General features: G+C 30.2%; 14 protein-coding genes. 10 read left to right on the top strand and 4 right to left on the bottom strand.

Annotated features, from left to right (window positions below; genetic code table 11):
• The first annotated feature begins 71 nt into the window (after positions 1–71).
• The 8 genes from pheS (at position 72) to LPB03_RS10915 (ending at position 8,802) form a co-directional block, all read left to right on the top strand.
• A complete protein-coding gene (pheS, locus tag LPB03_RS10950) occupies positions 72–1,091 on the top strand; it encodes a phenylalanine--tRNA ligase subunit alpha (RefSeq protein WP_065319649.1) in 1,020 nt (339 codons plus the stop codon).
• Positions 1,091–1,348, top strand: a complete 258-nt coding sequence (locus LPB03_RS10945) for a hypothetical protein (RefSeq protein ID WP_065319648.1) — start codon at positions 1,091–1,093, stop codon at positions 1,346–1,348. Before pheS ends, LPB03_RS10945 begins: the two co-directional genes overlap by 1 nt.
• Positions 1,349–1,563: 215 nt before the next feature.
• Positions 1,564–2,061 (top strand): GbsR/MarR family transcriptional regulator, encoded by a 498-nt coding sequence (locus tag LPB03_RS10940; RefSeq protein ID WP_065319647.1) that lies wholly within the window; start codon positions 1,564–1,566, stop codon positions 2,059–2,061.
• Positions 2,062–2,073: 12 nt separating this feature from the next.
• Positions 2,074–3,207: an efflux RND transporter periplasmic adaptor subunit gene (locus LPB03_RS10935; RefSeq protein ID WP_065319646.1), complete on the top strand. Its 1,134-nt coding sequence runs from the start codon at positions 2,074–2,076 to the stop codon at positions 3,205–3,207.
• Positions 3,208–3,229: 22 nt separating this feature from the next.
• Positions 3,230–6,373, top strand: coding sequence for an efflux RND transporter permease subunit (locus LPB03_RS10930; protein ID WP_065319645.1), 3,144 nt, complete (start codon positions 3,230–3,232; stop codon positions 6,371–6,373).
• A 4-nt stretch (positions 6,374–6,377) separates the two neighbouring features.
• On the top strand, positions 6,378–7,793 hold the full coding sequence (locus tag LPB03_RS10925) for an efflux transporter outer membrane subunit (protein WP_065320121.1): 1,416 nt from the start codon (positions 6,378–6,380) through the stop codon (positions 7,791–7,793).
• Positions 7,794–7,802: 9 nt separating this feature from the next.
• Positions 7,803–8,399 carry a TetR/AcrR family transcriptional regulator gene (locus tag LPB03_RS10920; protein ID WP_065319644.1) on the top strand — a complete coding sequence of 199 codons (597 nt, stop codon included), beginning with the start codon at positions 7,803–7,805 and terminating at the stop codon, positions 8,397–8,399.
• A gap of 7 nt (positions 8,400–8,406) precedes the next feature.
• Positions 8,407–8,802: a hypothetical protein gene (locus LPB03_RS10915; protein ID WP_065319643.1), complete on the top strand. Its 396-nt coding sequence runs from the start codon at positions 8,407–8,409 to the stop codon at positions 8,800–8,802.
• A gap of 1 nt (position 8,803) precedes the next feature.
• Here LPB03_RS10915 and LPB03_RS10910 read toward each other — a convergent pair whose 3' ends face one another.
• Entirely contained in the window at positions 8,804–9,292 is a 489-nt protein-coding gene (locus tag LPB03_RS10910) for a hypothetical protein (RefSeq protein ID WP_065319642.1), read from the bottom strand.
• 125 nt (positions 9,293–9,417) lie between these two features.
• Positions 9,418–10,893 carry a Na+/H+ antiporter NhaC family protein gene (locus LPB03_RS10905; protein ID WP_065319641.1) on the bottom strand — a complete coding sequence of 492 codons (1,476 nt, stop codon included), beginning with the start codon at positions 10,891–10,893 and terminating at the stop codon, positions 9,418–9,420.
• Positions 10,894–11,062: 169 nt separating this feature from the next.
• On the opposite strand from LPB03_RS10905, the gene LPB03_RS10900 reads away from it, so the two are divergent.
• Entirely contained in the window at positions 11,063–11,605 is a 543-nt protein-coding gene (locus LPB03_RS10900; RefSeq protein WP_065319640.1) for a pyridoxamine 5'-phosphate oxidase family protein, read from the top strand.
• A 67-nt stretch (positions 11,606–11,672) separates the two neighbouring features.
• On the opposite strand, the gene LPB03_RS10895 is transcribed toward LPB03_RS10900, so the two are convergent.
• Both LPB03_RS10895 and LPB03_RS10890 read right to left on the bottom strand, forming a co-directional pair.
• Positions 11,673–12,302, bottom strand: coding sequence for a 2OG-Fe(II) oxygenase (locus LPB03_RS10895; protein WP_231953093.1), 630 nt, complete (start codon positions 12,300–12,302; stop codon positions 11,673–11,675).
• Positions 12,303–12,354: 52 nt separating this feature from the next.
• Positions 12,355–12,789, bottom strand: coding sequence for a hypothetical protein (locus LPB03_RS10890; protein ID WP_065319639.1), 435 nt, complete (start codon positions 12,787–12,789; stop codon positions 12,355–12,357).
• A 157-nt stretch (positions 12,790–12,946) separates the two neighbouring features.
• Here LPB03_RS10890 and LPB03_RS10885 point away from each other — a divergent pair, with 157 nt between their 5' ends.
• Positions 12,947–14,593 carry a glycerol-3-phosphate dehydrogenase/oxidase gene (locus LPB03_RS10885; RefSeq protein WP_065319638.1) on the top strand — a complete coding sequence of 549 codons (1,647 nt, stop codon included), beginning with the start codon at positions 12,947–12,949 and terminating at the stop codon, positions 14,591–14,593.
• The last annotated feature ends 159 nt before the right edge of the window (positions 14,594–14,752 follow it).

Here is a 14,752-nt window from a genome sequence, read left to right as displayed (position 1 = left end):
CGGATTCAATTGCAAAATTTAGATTCAACAAAAATAAAAATTTGTAAATTCGCCACCTAATTGAAAAGGTAATGTTAGATAAAGTAAAAGAACTTATTGGAGACGTGAATGCTTTTAAAGCAACCACTAAAGAAGAAGTTGAAACTTTTAGAATTAAATATTTAGGAAGTAAAGGATTATTAAAAGATTTATTTGCTGAATTTAAAAATGTAGATGCTGAATTACGTAAAGATTTTGGGCAAGCTTTAAACAAGTTAAAGAGTTCTGCTGAAGGAAAAGTGGCAGAATTAAACGAATCTTTAGAAAATGCTGTAGAAGAAAAAGGTATTTATGGAGATTTAACACGCCCTCAAGAACCTATTGAATTAGGTTCTAGACACCCAATATCTTTAGTAAGAAACCAAATTATTGAAGTTTTTAATAGAATTGGTTTTACAGTTTCTGAAGGTCCAGAAATTGAAGATGATTGGCACAATTTTACTGCATTGAATTTGCCTGAATATCACCCAGCAAGAGATATGCAAGACACGTTTTTCATTGAACAAAATCCTGATATTTTGTTGCGTACACACACCTCTTCTGTGCAAGTACGTTATATGGAAAATAACAAACCACCTATAAGAACTATTTCTCCTGGACGCGTTTTTAGAAACGAAGATATTTCTGCAAGAGCACATTGTATTTTTCATCAAGTAGAAGGTTTATATATAGATACTGATGTTTCTTTTGCTGATTTAAAACAAACACTTTTATACTTTACAAAAGAGATGTTTGGGAAATCTAAAATACGTTTGCGTCCTTCTTATTTCCCATTTACAGAGCCAAGTGCAGAAGTAGATATTTATTGGGGATTAGAAACTGAAACCGATTACAGAATTACAAAAGGTACTGGTTGGTTAGAGATTATGGGATGTGGAATGGTAGATCCAAATGTGTTGAAAAATGCAAACATAGATCCAACAAAATACTCAGGCTATGCTTTTGGAATGGGTATAGAGCGTATTGCAATGTTGTTATATCAAATTCCTGATATAAGAATGTTTTACGAAAATGATAAACGCTTTTTAGAACAATTTAAATCAGTTATATAATGAATTATTTTTCACAATATTGGGATGAGAATAGAGATGATGAATATGCAGATTGGGGGTTCTCAACTTGGTATTTTGAAACCAATAAGGCTGATGAAGTTTTAAAACAAATTACAGTTTATAAAAACGGAAAAGTTACTAAATACGATGAAAACAATCAAGAAGATGAGTTTGGTGGCTTATGTGAAGGCACTTTAACTATTGATGATTGTGATGGAGATGTAATTTCTAAAGAAGATTTTTATAAGATTTGGTAAAATAACCCTCCATAAAAAATATTTTAACAAACTAATTAAAAGAGTTTTAACTCATTTTAAATAAAACTAAAGCCGATAAATTTATCGGCTTTTTTCATTTAACATCAAATTAACTTCTTTTTGTTCGGTTTGTTCCGAACTAATAATTTATCTTTGCGCCATAATTTTACTATTCTTAAAGTATTAGTTTTTAAAATAGTATTAAAGTAAATAAAATGAAACAAGAAATCTGTAAAATAAAAATGGGTCTAGTAGAAAAACTAGGTGTTCATTTAGAAGATAGAGAGCAATTAGCTCCTGTTGCTGCACGTATTTTAGCTTACGTAATTCTTACTGGTAAAAAAGGAAGCACTTTTGATGATATGGTAACCATACTTTGTGCAAGTAAAAGTACCATTTCTACTCATCTTAATCATTTAAAAGATTTAAATAAAATTGTGTATTTCACCAAAACTGGTGATCGAAAAAAATACTTTATTATAAATAGAGATATGGTTTTTCATCATATAGATAATATGGTGCAAAAATGGAAAGAAGAACGTGATATACATTTAGAATTAAAAGAGTATAAAGAAAAGACAAATACTATTGAAAATGAAAACGAAAAGTTCGATTTAACTTTTCATGATGATTATATAAAATTTATAGACGGAGCCACCAGCTCTGTAGAAGAATTAAGAAATAAATTAACCAATAATAAATTAGATATTTAAATCAAGATTAAAATGAAACATACTACAATAAAAACCTTACTAGCACTAAGTGCATTTTTAGTCTTTGTAAGTTGTAACAATAAACAAGAGGCTTCTGCAACAGCAAAACAAGCGCCACCAGCAGCATTTCCTGTAACACAAATACAAACAAAAACAGTTTCAGGTTACACAGATTATCCTGCAACTATAGAAGGTATCGTAAATAGTGATGTTAGAGCAAAAACAACTGGTTATGTAGAAAAAGTATACGTAGATGAAGGTCAAAAAGTACGTAAAGGACAAATGCTATTTAAACTAGAAACGCAGTCTTTAAGTCAAGATGCAGGTGCAGCAAAAGCACGTGTTAATGTTGCACAAGTTGAAGTTGATAAATTAATTCCACTAGTAGAAAAAAACATTATTAGTCCAGTACAATTAGAAACTGCAAAAGCAAATTTAGCACAAGCAAAAGCAAACTTAAGTGGTGTTTCTGCAAATATTGGTTATGCAACTATTAAGAGCCCAATAGATGGTTATGTAGGTGCTATTAACTTTAGAGAAGGAGCTTTAATTAGTCCAAATGATGCAAAAGCATTAACTACAGTTAGCGAAATAAGTCAAGTTTATGCTTTTTTCAGTTTTAACGAAGCACAATATATAGATCATTTACAAAGATCTGAAGGTCAAAATAAAGCAGAGCGTATTAAAAACTCTCCAGATTTAACTTTGATTTTAGCAAATGGTAAAGAATATTCAGAAAAAGGACGCATTCAAACTAGTACAGGACAAATTAACCAAAGTACAGGAACTATTCAAATTAGAGCTGCTTTTGATAATCCAAAAGAAATTTTAACCAATGGAAATAGTGGTAAAATTAGATTTCCTATAGAATATAAAGATGCCATAGTTGTACCTCAAACAGCAACGTATGAACAACAAGGAAATATTATGATTTTTAAATTAGGTCCAGACAACAAAGTTGAAACTTCAATTTTAAAAGTTAAAGGAACAGTAGATAATTTATATGTTGTAGAATCTGGCTTAGAGATTAATGACAAGATTATTATTTCAGGAGTAGGAAAATTAAGAAACGGTATGGAAATAGCACCTCAGGAAACAACTTTTGAAGAGGCAATAAAACCAGTTCCAACTTTATTTAGAAATTAGATAAACAAAACACCTATTAGTCATGTTAAAAACATTTATTGAAAGACCAGTGCTTTCTACAGTAATCTCTATTATCATAGTTTTACTAGGAGTTATTAGTATAACTAGCTTGCCTATAGAGGAATACCCAGATATAGCCCCTCCAACAATTAAGGTAACAGCAAATTATACAGGAGCAAATGCTGAAACAGTTTTAGAGAGTGTAATAATCCCTATAGAAGAACAAATTAATGGTGTAGAAGGTATGACTTATATTACCTCTACAGCATCTAATACAGGAGGAGCAGAAATTACAGTTTATTTTAATCAAGAAGTTGATGCTGATATTGCAGCTGTAAACGTACAAAATCGTGTTGCAAGAGCAACTCCTTTATTACCTTCTGAGGTTACTCAAACAGGTATTATAACACAAAAGCAAGAAACTAGTGCATTAATGTTTATTTCTATGTATTCTGAAAGCGATGAATATGATGCTACTTTTATTCAGAATTACTTAAAAATTAACGTAATTCCAGCAATGCAACGTATAAGTGGTGTTGGTGATGTTAGTGTATTCTCGCAACAAGATTATGCAATGCGTATTTGGTTGAATCCAGAGAAATTGGCCTCTTATAATTTAATTCCTTCTGATATTTCTGCAGCTTTAGCCGAACAAAATTTAGAAGCAGCAGCAGGATCTTTAGGTCAGAATAATGGTGAATCATTTTCTTATACTTTAACGTATAGTGGTCGTTTTAAAGATGAAGCACAATACAGTGATATTGTAATTAAAGCTTTAGGAAATGGACAATTTTTACGTTTAAAAGATGTGGCAACTATAGAGTTAGATGCACAATCTTACGCTTCAAATGCGATGAGTTTTGGAAAACCAGCAGTATTTATGGGGATTTTCCAAACAAAAGGATCTAATGCACAAGAAATTATTGAAAATATAAAAGTTACTTTAGAGCAAGTAAAAGCAGATCTTCCAGAAGGATTAGACATTTTTGTTCCTTATGATACAAGTTTATTCTTAAATGCATCTATTGATAAAGTAATTACTACATTATTAGAAGCCTTTTTACTAGTATTCTTAGTAGTATTTATTTTCTTACAAGACTTTAGATCTACTTTAATTCCTGCAATTGCAGTACCTGTTTCAATTATTGGTACCTTCTTTTTCTTGAATGTTTTTGGATATTCGATAAACTTATTAACGCTATTTGCCTTAGTACTCGCTATTGGTATTGTGGTTGATGATGCTATTGTTGTTGTTGAAGCCGTTCACGCAAAATTAGATGAAGGTGAAAAAAACCCGAAAAAAGCAACGTTAACAGCAATGAATGAAATTTCTGGAGCTATTATTTCAATTACTTTGGTAATGGCAGCAGTATTTATTCCAGTAACATTTGTAACAGGACCTACAGGTGTGTTTTACGAACAGTTTGGTGTAACATTGATTATTGCTATTTTAATTTCAGCTGTAAATGCCTTAACATTAAGTCCTGCATTATGTGCTTTGTTATTAAAACCACATAAAGAAGATGAAGAAATAAAAGGAAAAAGCCCTTTAAAACGCTTTTACACTCTTTTTAATAGAGGCTTTAACGCAACTATAGACAGATATGGTAAGTCATTACAATTTTTATATAGAAGAAAGTTTGTTTCTGTTTTATTGTTAATCATTGCTGTTATTGGTATTTATTGGGCATCAACAACTACACCTACAGGGTTTGTACCTAATGAAGATAGAGGAATTATTTTTGCAAATATTGAGTTACCTCCAGGAGCATCTTTAGATAGAACAGATGCTGTATCTAGAAATCTATACAATAAAATAGAAGGTATAGATGGTATTGTAGCAGTTAATTTTATTAAAGGTAGAAGTTTAATTAGTGGAGCAGGTAGTAATTTTGGTTTTGGTATTATAAAACTTGAAGATTGGGCAGACAGAACAGATCCAGCACTTTCAGCACAAGCTATTACTGGAAAATTATTTGGTGTAGCAGCAGCTATTCCAGAAGCAAATATTATTTTCTTTTCACCACCAAGTATTCGTGGTTTTGGTAACTCAGCTGGTTTTGAAATTAACTTATTAGATAAGTTTGGTGGCGAATTTACAGATCTTGACAAAGCAAATAAAGAATTATCTATGGCTTTAATGAGTCATCCAGAAATTAAATATGCACAATCATCATTTAGTACAAACTATCCACAATACGAAATGGAAGTTAATGTACCTCTAGCAAAAGAAAAAGGAGTTTCTGTAACCAGTATATTCTCTACATTACAAGGATATATAGGTGGAATTTATGCTTCGGATTTCTCTAGATTTGGTAAACAATTTAGAGTATACATTCAGGCTTTACCAGAAGATAGAGCAGATGAAAATGCTTTAAATAGTATGTATGTTCGTACAGATTCTGGTGAAATGACACCAATTACACAATTTGTAATACTTAAAAGAGTGTATGGACCACAATCGGTAACGCGTTTTAACTTATTTAATTCTACCATGATTTCTGGTGCAACCAATGAGGGTTATAGTACAGGAGATGCTATTAGAGTTATTGAAGAAGAAGTTGCAAAACTACCAAGTAATTATACTGTTGCGTATTCTGGATTAACTCGTGAAGAAGTAAATGCAGGAAACCAAACAACGTTCATTTTTATATTAAGTATCCTCTTTGTCTATTTCTTATTAAGTGCGCAATACGAAAGTTATTTACTGCCATTTGCAGTTGTATTATCATTGCCATTTGGAGTATTTGGAGCCTATATAACCACTAAGCTTTTAGGACTAGAAAACAACATTTATTTTCAAATTGCTTTAATAATGCTTATTGGGTTGTTGGCTAAAAACGCCATTCTTATTGTAGAGTTTGCTTTACAAAGAAGAAAAAATGGAGAGAGTATTGTAGATGCAGCAATTCATGGAGCAAAATCACGTTTACGTCCAATTTTAATGACCTCGTTTGCTTTTATCTTAGGATTAATGCCATTAGCTTTAGCAAAAGGTGTTGGATCTGAAGGAAACAATTCTATTGGTTCTGGAGCAGCTGGAGGAATGTTGATAGGAACTATTTTAGGGGTTTTTGTAATTCCTATTTTATTTATATTATTTCAATGGTTACAAGAAAAAGTTTCTAGTAAACCAGCAGTTATTTCTCAACAAAATGAAGATTAATTATATGAAATCAATACTAAAAAATACTAGCCTTCAAAAAGGATTAGTTATAACAGTAATGGCTTTTACATTACAAAGTTGTTTTGTAGCCAAAGATTATACAAGACCAGAAGTTACAGAAACAGAAAACTTGTACAGAACAGATAATTTGCCCTCAGATAGTATTTCTATGGCAAATATATCTTGGAAAAGCTTATTTACGGACGTGTATTTAAGTGAGTATATTGCAGAAGGACTTCAAAATAATATGGATGTTCGTATTGCAATTCAGCAAATGATAGCTGCAGAAGCATACGCAAAACAAGGGAAAGTTGGTTATTTACCATCAATTAGTGTAGGCGCAAATGCTACACATCAAGAGTTGTCTAAAAATGGTCAATTTGGATCCATATTTGGAGGAGGAATAGATCAGTATGACATTACTGCTAATGTTTCTTGGGAAGCAGATATTTGGGGGAAAATTAGAAGTAACAAACGTGCAACTGCTGCTGGTTACTTACAAAGTGTAGCTGCTCATCAAGCTGTAAAAACACAATTAATTTCTAGTATTGCTACTACATATTACCAGCTTTTGGCTTTAGATTCTCAATTAGAAATCACCAAAAAAACGATTGAATCTCGCAAAAATGGTGTAGAAACTATCAAAGCTTTAAAGGATGCTGGATTAACAAATCAGGTTGCTGTAGATCAAAACATTGCACAATACAACAGTGCAAGAGCACTAGGAGTAGATATTGAAACTGCTATTTTTAAAACTGAAAATACATTGAGCATCTTATTAGGAAAAAATGCTCAAAAATTTGAAAGAGGTAGTTTAACAAATCAGAAAATAGAAACCGAATTAAAACTGGGAGTTCCCTCTACTTTATTAAGTAACAGACCAGATGTTATGGCTGCAGAGTATAATTTAATTCAATCTTTTGAATTATCTAATGTAGCTAGAAGTAATTTTTATCCATCATTAAAATTAACGGCTTCAGGAGGTTTCCAAAGTTTAGAGTTAGATAATTTAATTGATACAAATTCTTTATTTGCTACAATTATAGGTGGTTTAACACAACCTATATTTAATAAACGTAGTTTAAAAACTCAGCAAGAAGTTGCTTTGGCTCAACAAAAACAATCTTTACTTCAGTTTAAAAAAGCATTATTAGTTGCAGGAAACGAAGTATCGAATGCTTTATTTACCTATACCTCTGAAACTAAAAAATTCGAGTTTAGAAAAAATGAAGTTGAAGCGTTACGTAAAGCAGAACAAAATTCTGAAGAATTGCTTAAAAATGGTTATGCAACTTATTTAGATTTGTTAACTGCAAGACAAAGTGCTTTAAATGCAGAATTGAATGTTATAGATTCTAAACTACAACAATTAGTTTCTATTGTAGATTTATATGAAGCTCTTGGTGGAGGTTTAAAATAATGTAAAAAAATGGTTAGTAAACAAGAACTTATAGAGTGTTCTATTACCAACTTTATAAGGTATGGAAGCAAGCGTTTTTCTATGAATGAGCTTGCTTCTCAACTTGGAATATCAAAAAAAACAATTTACAAACATTTTAAAACAAAAGACGAACTTATTACAAAAGGTGTTCGTTTTATTATTGATAAATATTTACATGAAGTAGATAAAATTTTAAAGACAACTCAAGATCCTTTAGAAAGAATTATTTTGATTCAAAAAAACAGCCTTAAATATTTAATTTATTTTAATCCCTCTTTTTTATATGGTATTAAAAAATACTATAAAAATGCAGCTATTGTTTTTGAGAAGTTTAAAGAAAAATTTATTGAAAGTAAGTTAAAACCTTTGCTAAAAGAGGCTGTAGAAAAAGAGTATCTTTGCCAAAATTTAAATATAGATTTGTTTTGTTATTTGTATTTTTTAAAATTACAAAATTTAGTTTTTGAACCTAAAAACTTAATTGATATGTATTGTGAAGAAGATGTTTTTAAACTAATCGTTATCAACAGTTTAAAAGGTTATATTACACCAAACTACAAAGACACAAACAGGTTGTTTTCTTAATTACTTTATGAAAAAAGACATCCAAATTCCAGAAGTTACCAACGTAGAAATGGCTGTGGTTTATGAATACAATGATTTGTATAATACAGATGATTGGAATGTGTATATCATCAATAATAAAAATGTTGATTTAGAAATGGTTGTGATAGTTACACAAGGTTTTTCTGACACTAAAATAACTTCTTTATTTCGTAAAAAAATTGATGTTTTACCTGCAAATTCTTTCGCTAAAATAGAGCTCATTCAACCTGAATTATTCAAATTAAACAATCGTTTTCAAGTTACTTTTTTTGAAGGAAATACATTGTTTGAAAAAACATTTATCTTTAAAGAAAACACGATTAAAGAAGGCTCTTTAAGAATGATTGATGAAATTAAAAAACGAGGAATTTTAGCTAGTTAAATCAATCAAACTCTGCCTCTATTTTATGAATATTAGCAATATCTTTATTCAAATATTTAATACTAATTTTTGGCGGAATTGAAATTTCAATACAGGTTTCTGAAAAAACTAAACTTTCAGAAGATAATTTAGATTGAAAATCATTAGACAATAACAACGATTTTAAAATCATTTTAAACATTTTCTTGTCTTTATATTCTTCATACAAAATATCGATTTCCTCTTTATCAATTTCTTTAAATCTTGTAAAATGAATTTCTACAGAAGGTGGAATTGAAACTCCAACAATTAACCTATTAGTTCTAAAACCAGCTTTTTCTAGAATTGGTAAAACATTAAAAACATCCTTTACATATTCTATAAACTTGTTTTTAGTATTGGAACCTAAATCACCTATTTTGGAAATTCCGTTTTTGAATTGTTCAAAAATTTGGTCTGCACCATCAGTAATAGTTTTACCTGTTTTTTTTAGAATATTTTTTTCTTTCATATTATGTTTTTTAACCCTTAAAGGGTTTGAAAACCTTTAAGGGCTGGCATTTCGAAATAACATTCATAATTGCACCTTTTTATCAACCAAAAAACTCTACAAATTTTGATTTTCTGCATTTAAAATCAACCTAAAAAACCAATAATCAAATATAGAATAACAGTAATTGCACCACCAAATAAAGCGTAAGGCAATTGTGTTTTTACATGATCTATATGATCGCTGGCAGAAGCCATTGAGGAAATTATAGAAGTATCTGAAATTGGCGAACAATGATCTCCGAAAATTCCTCCTCCTAAAGTTGCAGCAACTACAATTGTAATATCTGCTCCATGAATATTTGCCATTGGCACTGCAATTGCCAACATAATTGCAAAAGTTCCCCAAGAAGTTCCTGTAGAAAACGCAATAAAAGAACTAATAATAAAAACTACAGCAGGCAATAATTCTGGAGAAAGCCACTCTTTTGTAGCATTTGCAACGTAAATTCCTGTTTCTAATTCCTTACAAGCATCACCAATTGCAAAGGCTAATAGCATTAATAAAGCCAAAGGCATTAACTCACTAATTCCTTTTAAAGTTAAATCAATTGCTTCTTTTGGCTTCATAATTCCTTGAATAAAATACATAATCATTGCTACCAAAATTGCTGTAATTACTGCATATAAAACAGATGACGAACCAGAACCTTCGCCAATTGCTTGCGAAACGTGATTCAAAAACGATGTAGATTCTTTTACAGAGCTCCAACCTGTATAAATTAGGTTAATTGGCATCATAAAAACCATCGTTAATAAAGGCACAATCATATTATATGCCTTGGCTTCAATGCCTTCTTTTGGCGGAAAAGAAGTAATTTCATCAGAGACCATTGGTTTTGAACCTTCGTTCATTAATAAGCCTGTTTCTAAGGTTCTCTTTTCGGCTTTTTTCATTGGACCAAAATCCTTTTTAAACAAAATCACCACAAAAACAAGTGCAATTGCCAATAAAGGATAGAAGTTATACAAGATTGATGACATCATTACAGGAAATGGTTTTTCAATTCCTTGTGTAATTAATAATCCCATAATAAATGCACCCCAAGCATTAAAGGGAATTAAGATAGATGAAGGTGCAGAACTTGAGTCTGCAATGTAAGCGAGTTTTTCTCTTGGTATTTTTAGTTTATCGAAAATTGGTCTATACAAAGTACCAACAGTTAAAGAAGAAATACTGGTTTCTACAAATAATAACAACCCTGTTACAGTTGCCAAAATTTGAACCATTACTCTACTATATCCTGTTTTTTTGGTTTCTAATTTTGTTAATTTTTTGTTGATAATGTTGATAAAACCCTCAACTCCTCTAGAAAATTGAATAAATATTAATAAAGCACCAACCAAAGCACTAAACATGATGGTTCTTGTATTTCCTTCAGATTGGAACACATTTACCATTCCTTCAATCATTGCTAAAGTTCCTGTTAATGGGTTCCAGCCTTCAATAATTAACCAAGAAAACCAAATACCAAGTAATAACGCAATATAAACTTGCTTGGTTTTTAAGGCCAGAATAATTGCAATAATTGGTGGTATTACTGATAAAAATCCATATCCCATAAATAAAAAATTAAAAAGCCCATCCTAACCTTCCCAAAGGGAAGGAACTCTCAACTTTGTGAAAAACCATAAATGTAAATTATTTTTTTTTAACGCATAAACTTTATAATGGTTTTGTACTTACTCAGGTTCCTTGTATCTTTAAAATCTCAATTTAAGCGTTCATTATATGTCAAAATTTTACACAAAAATCACTTCAAAACTTCATAAATTTATAGATGCACAAAAGATATTCTTTGTAGCTACTGCTCCAAATTCTGGAAGAATAAATTTATCGCCAAAAGGCATGGATTCTTTTAGAGTGCTTTCTGAAAACCGAGTTTTATGGTTAAATGTTACAGGAAGTGGCAATGAAACTGCTGCACATTTGCTAGAAAATGAACGCATTACAATTATGTTTTGTTCTTTTGAAAAAGTGCCAAATATTTTACGTTTATATGGAAAAGGAAAAGAAATTAAAGAAGGAGATGAATCTTGGAACGAACTAATTTCGCTATTTCCAGCAACACCAGGAACGCGTCAAATTTTTGATATTACTATCGATTCTGCACAAACTTCTTGTGGAATGTCTATTCCCTATTTTGAATTTAAAGGCGAAAGAAACGATTTAAATAATTGGGCTGAAAAGCAAGGAAAAGAAGGCATCAAAAAATATTGGACTGATAAAAATCAACAAAGTATTGATGGTTTACCAACCCATATTTTAGAATAATTATAATTTTTAGTTTGTTTTATCACTTGGAAAAACAGCTTAAACTGTAAACACAAAAAAATCTATTTTAACCCAATATAGGAGCCAAATTTGTTGGTTGATACAATAACCAACCTGTTAGGCTATATCTATCTTTAAATGATTTTAAAACAGCATGAGGTACTTTATCACTTTTAAATAAAACACAACGTTTTGCAATAGGATCTACTAATTGTAATTCTCTGTTTTTATCCAAAATTTCTAATTGACCACCATCTCCTGGTTCCCAATTTTCATTGAGGTAAATAATCATAGAAATCATTCTGTTATTTCGTCCATCAAATTGATCTAAATGTCTTGCATAATATCCTCCAGAAGGATAATGAGCTAGATGAAATTCGTCTCCAGATAAACTTAAATAACAATATCTATTTAGCGTGCTTTTTGTTTCGGCCAATAAATCCCAAAAAACATGAAGTTCTTGATCTCTTTCTTTATTTAGCCAATAGGTTTTATCACCACGAATTGTTTTTTTTATGGTGTTTTGATTCAACGCACCAATTCCTGCTTGGTCAAAAACATCTATTTTATCAAAAAGAAAATTTTTAATTTCTTTGTAAAGATTGTTATCTATAAAATCATCAATAACTACATAGTTTTGCTCAGCGAGTTCGTCCATCCAAGAAAACCACTTATCAATATTGTGAATCGGTTTCAATAAAATATTTAAAATTTAGTAAAAATTAACTAGTTTAAAATTTTGAACAAAATTACTCCTGATCTAATTTCTTAATTTCAGTAATAAAGTTATCTAAATCGCTATTATTTAAAACCAAATCTATTGCTTTTTTACAAATTTTTTCTGTGTTATCTGATTTAAAGTTTAAACGAATTGCTATTTTTTGCAATAAATTAATTTCTATCAATTTTGCTTCTCCACTTGCCAAAACCATTTTTGACAAACGAAATAAACGTTCTATTCGTTCATCATAACTAATAGGTGAGTTTGTTGGAAATTTTTCTGGATTGTTAAAAATAATCGTAAATTCCTCTAATGTAATATTTAACCTTTCTCCTGCTTTCGCCAATAAAGCTCTTTCACCATCACTAATAGTACCATCTGCTTTTGCAATCTTTACAATATTTGCAAAATGTCCGATTTCTTGTTTATGTTTACCAATAGAATATAAGTCTAAAAATGCCATTTCTTTTTTTTTATAAAAGTAAAGAAAATGAAGTACAAATAAAATTTAAAAGTAATTTTAGGGAAAAATTTAATAAAATATAATTTTTGACGTTTACTTTTTTGTAATTTAGTATCAATTCCATTTTAGGGAATCTTTCATAAAAATAAAATTTACAATGAACAAATTTTCATACTTCAACAGGCAAAAAATAGCCACAGATTTACAAACTACCGAATTTGATTTACTAATTATTGGTGGTGGAATTACTGGTGCAGGAATCGCTTTAGACGCAGCTTCTAGAGGCATGAAAGTTGCTTTGATTGAAAAAAACGATTTTGCCTCAGGAACGTCAAGTAAATCCACAAAGTTAATTCATGGAGGTTTACGTTACTTGAAACAATTCGATTTTTGGTTGGTAAAAGAAGTAGGAACTGAAAGAGCAATTGTGCATAAGTTAGCACCACATTTGGTAATTCCAGAAAAAATGATTTTACCTTTAATTGAAGGTGGAACTTATGGTTCTTGGTTAACCTCAATTGGCTTAAAAGTGTACGATATTTTAGCATCTGTAGAAGGTGAAGACAAACGTAAAATGCTAGATAAAGAGGAAGCTTTAGAACAAGAACCTTTGTTGCCAGAAGCTATTTTAAATGGCGCTGGTTATTACGCAGAATATAGAACAGATGATGCTCGTTTAACAATTGAAGTCTTAAAAACAGCCTTAGATTATGGTGCAAAAATTCTTAGTTATACAGAAGCTACAGAGTTTATTTATAAAGAAGATAGAGTTGTTGGTGCCAAAGTAAAAGATACTATTTCTGGTGATAAATTTGCCATAAAAGCTAAATATGTAGTAAATGCTGCAGGACCTTGGGTAGACGAATTGCGTCAAATAAACCATTCAAAAATTGGGAAGCGTTTGCATTTAACAAAAGGAGTTCATTTAGTAGTTGCTCACGAAAAATTGCCCATAAAACAATCTGTTTATTTTGATGTGCCAGATGGAAGAATGATGTTTGCAATTCCTCGTGGACGAGTTACCTATTTTGGAACAACAGACACCAATTATCAAAAAGATAAAGATCATGTAGAAACTAATTTAGTGGATGCAACCTATTTAATATCAGCAGTTAATAACATGTTTCCAGACATTAATATTTCTTTAGATGATGTGCAAAGTTCTTGGGCTGGTTTGCGTCCTTTAATTCATGAAGAAGGAAAATCGGCATCAGAATTATCTAGAAAAGATGAGATTTTTGTTTCTGATACTGAGCTAATTTCTATTGCTGGTGGTAAATTAACTGGCTACAGAAAAATGGCAGAACGCATTGTAGATTTAGTTGGTAAAAAATACGAACGCAGATTTGACAAAGAATTTGATGAAATAAAAACCAAAGAAATTGTACTTTCTGGTGGAACATTCAAAAATTCATCTGAAGTAAGAAGTTATATAGATGCCATTCACAATAGAATTGCAGAAGTAGATTTTGATGAAAAAGATGCTGAATATTTAGTGCATAATTATGGAAAACAAACGGACATCATCTTGCAAAAATTTGATGATTTAATGCACGATAATATGCAGGAAAAAATGATCATTGCAGAAGTTTGGTTTACAATACATCATGAAATGGCTTGCACACCAACAGACTTTTTTATGCGAAGAACAGGTCGTTTATTTTTTGATGCAAACAGCGTAAAAGTCTATAAAAAACTAGTTTTTAGCGAATTTCAAAAATATTTTTCTTGGGATGATAAAACTGTTGAAAAACATCAAAAAGAACTAGAAGAAAAACTAAAAACAGCAACCACTTTTGAGTAGTTTTTTTTAGTGATTAAAATTTTAATTAACTAATTACCAAATATTTATTACCAATATTAAAAAATATAAAATTTAACACTTTTTAAAACGAAAATTTAAATTGATTTGTATTATCAATTGAAAAATAATGTACATTTGAACTGCTTAATTTATTAATTT

Origin of the sequence: Polaribacter vadi, assembly GCF_001761365.1 — a bacterium.
Classification (GTDB): Bacteria; Bacteroidota; Bacteroidia; order Flavobacteriales; family Flavobacteriaceae; genus Polaribacter; species Polaribacter vadi.
The sequence above is the reverse complement of the archived record's forward strand: the minus strand, read 5'-3'. Positions and strand labels throughout refer to the sequence as shown.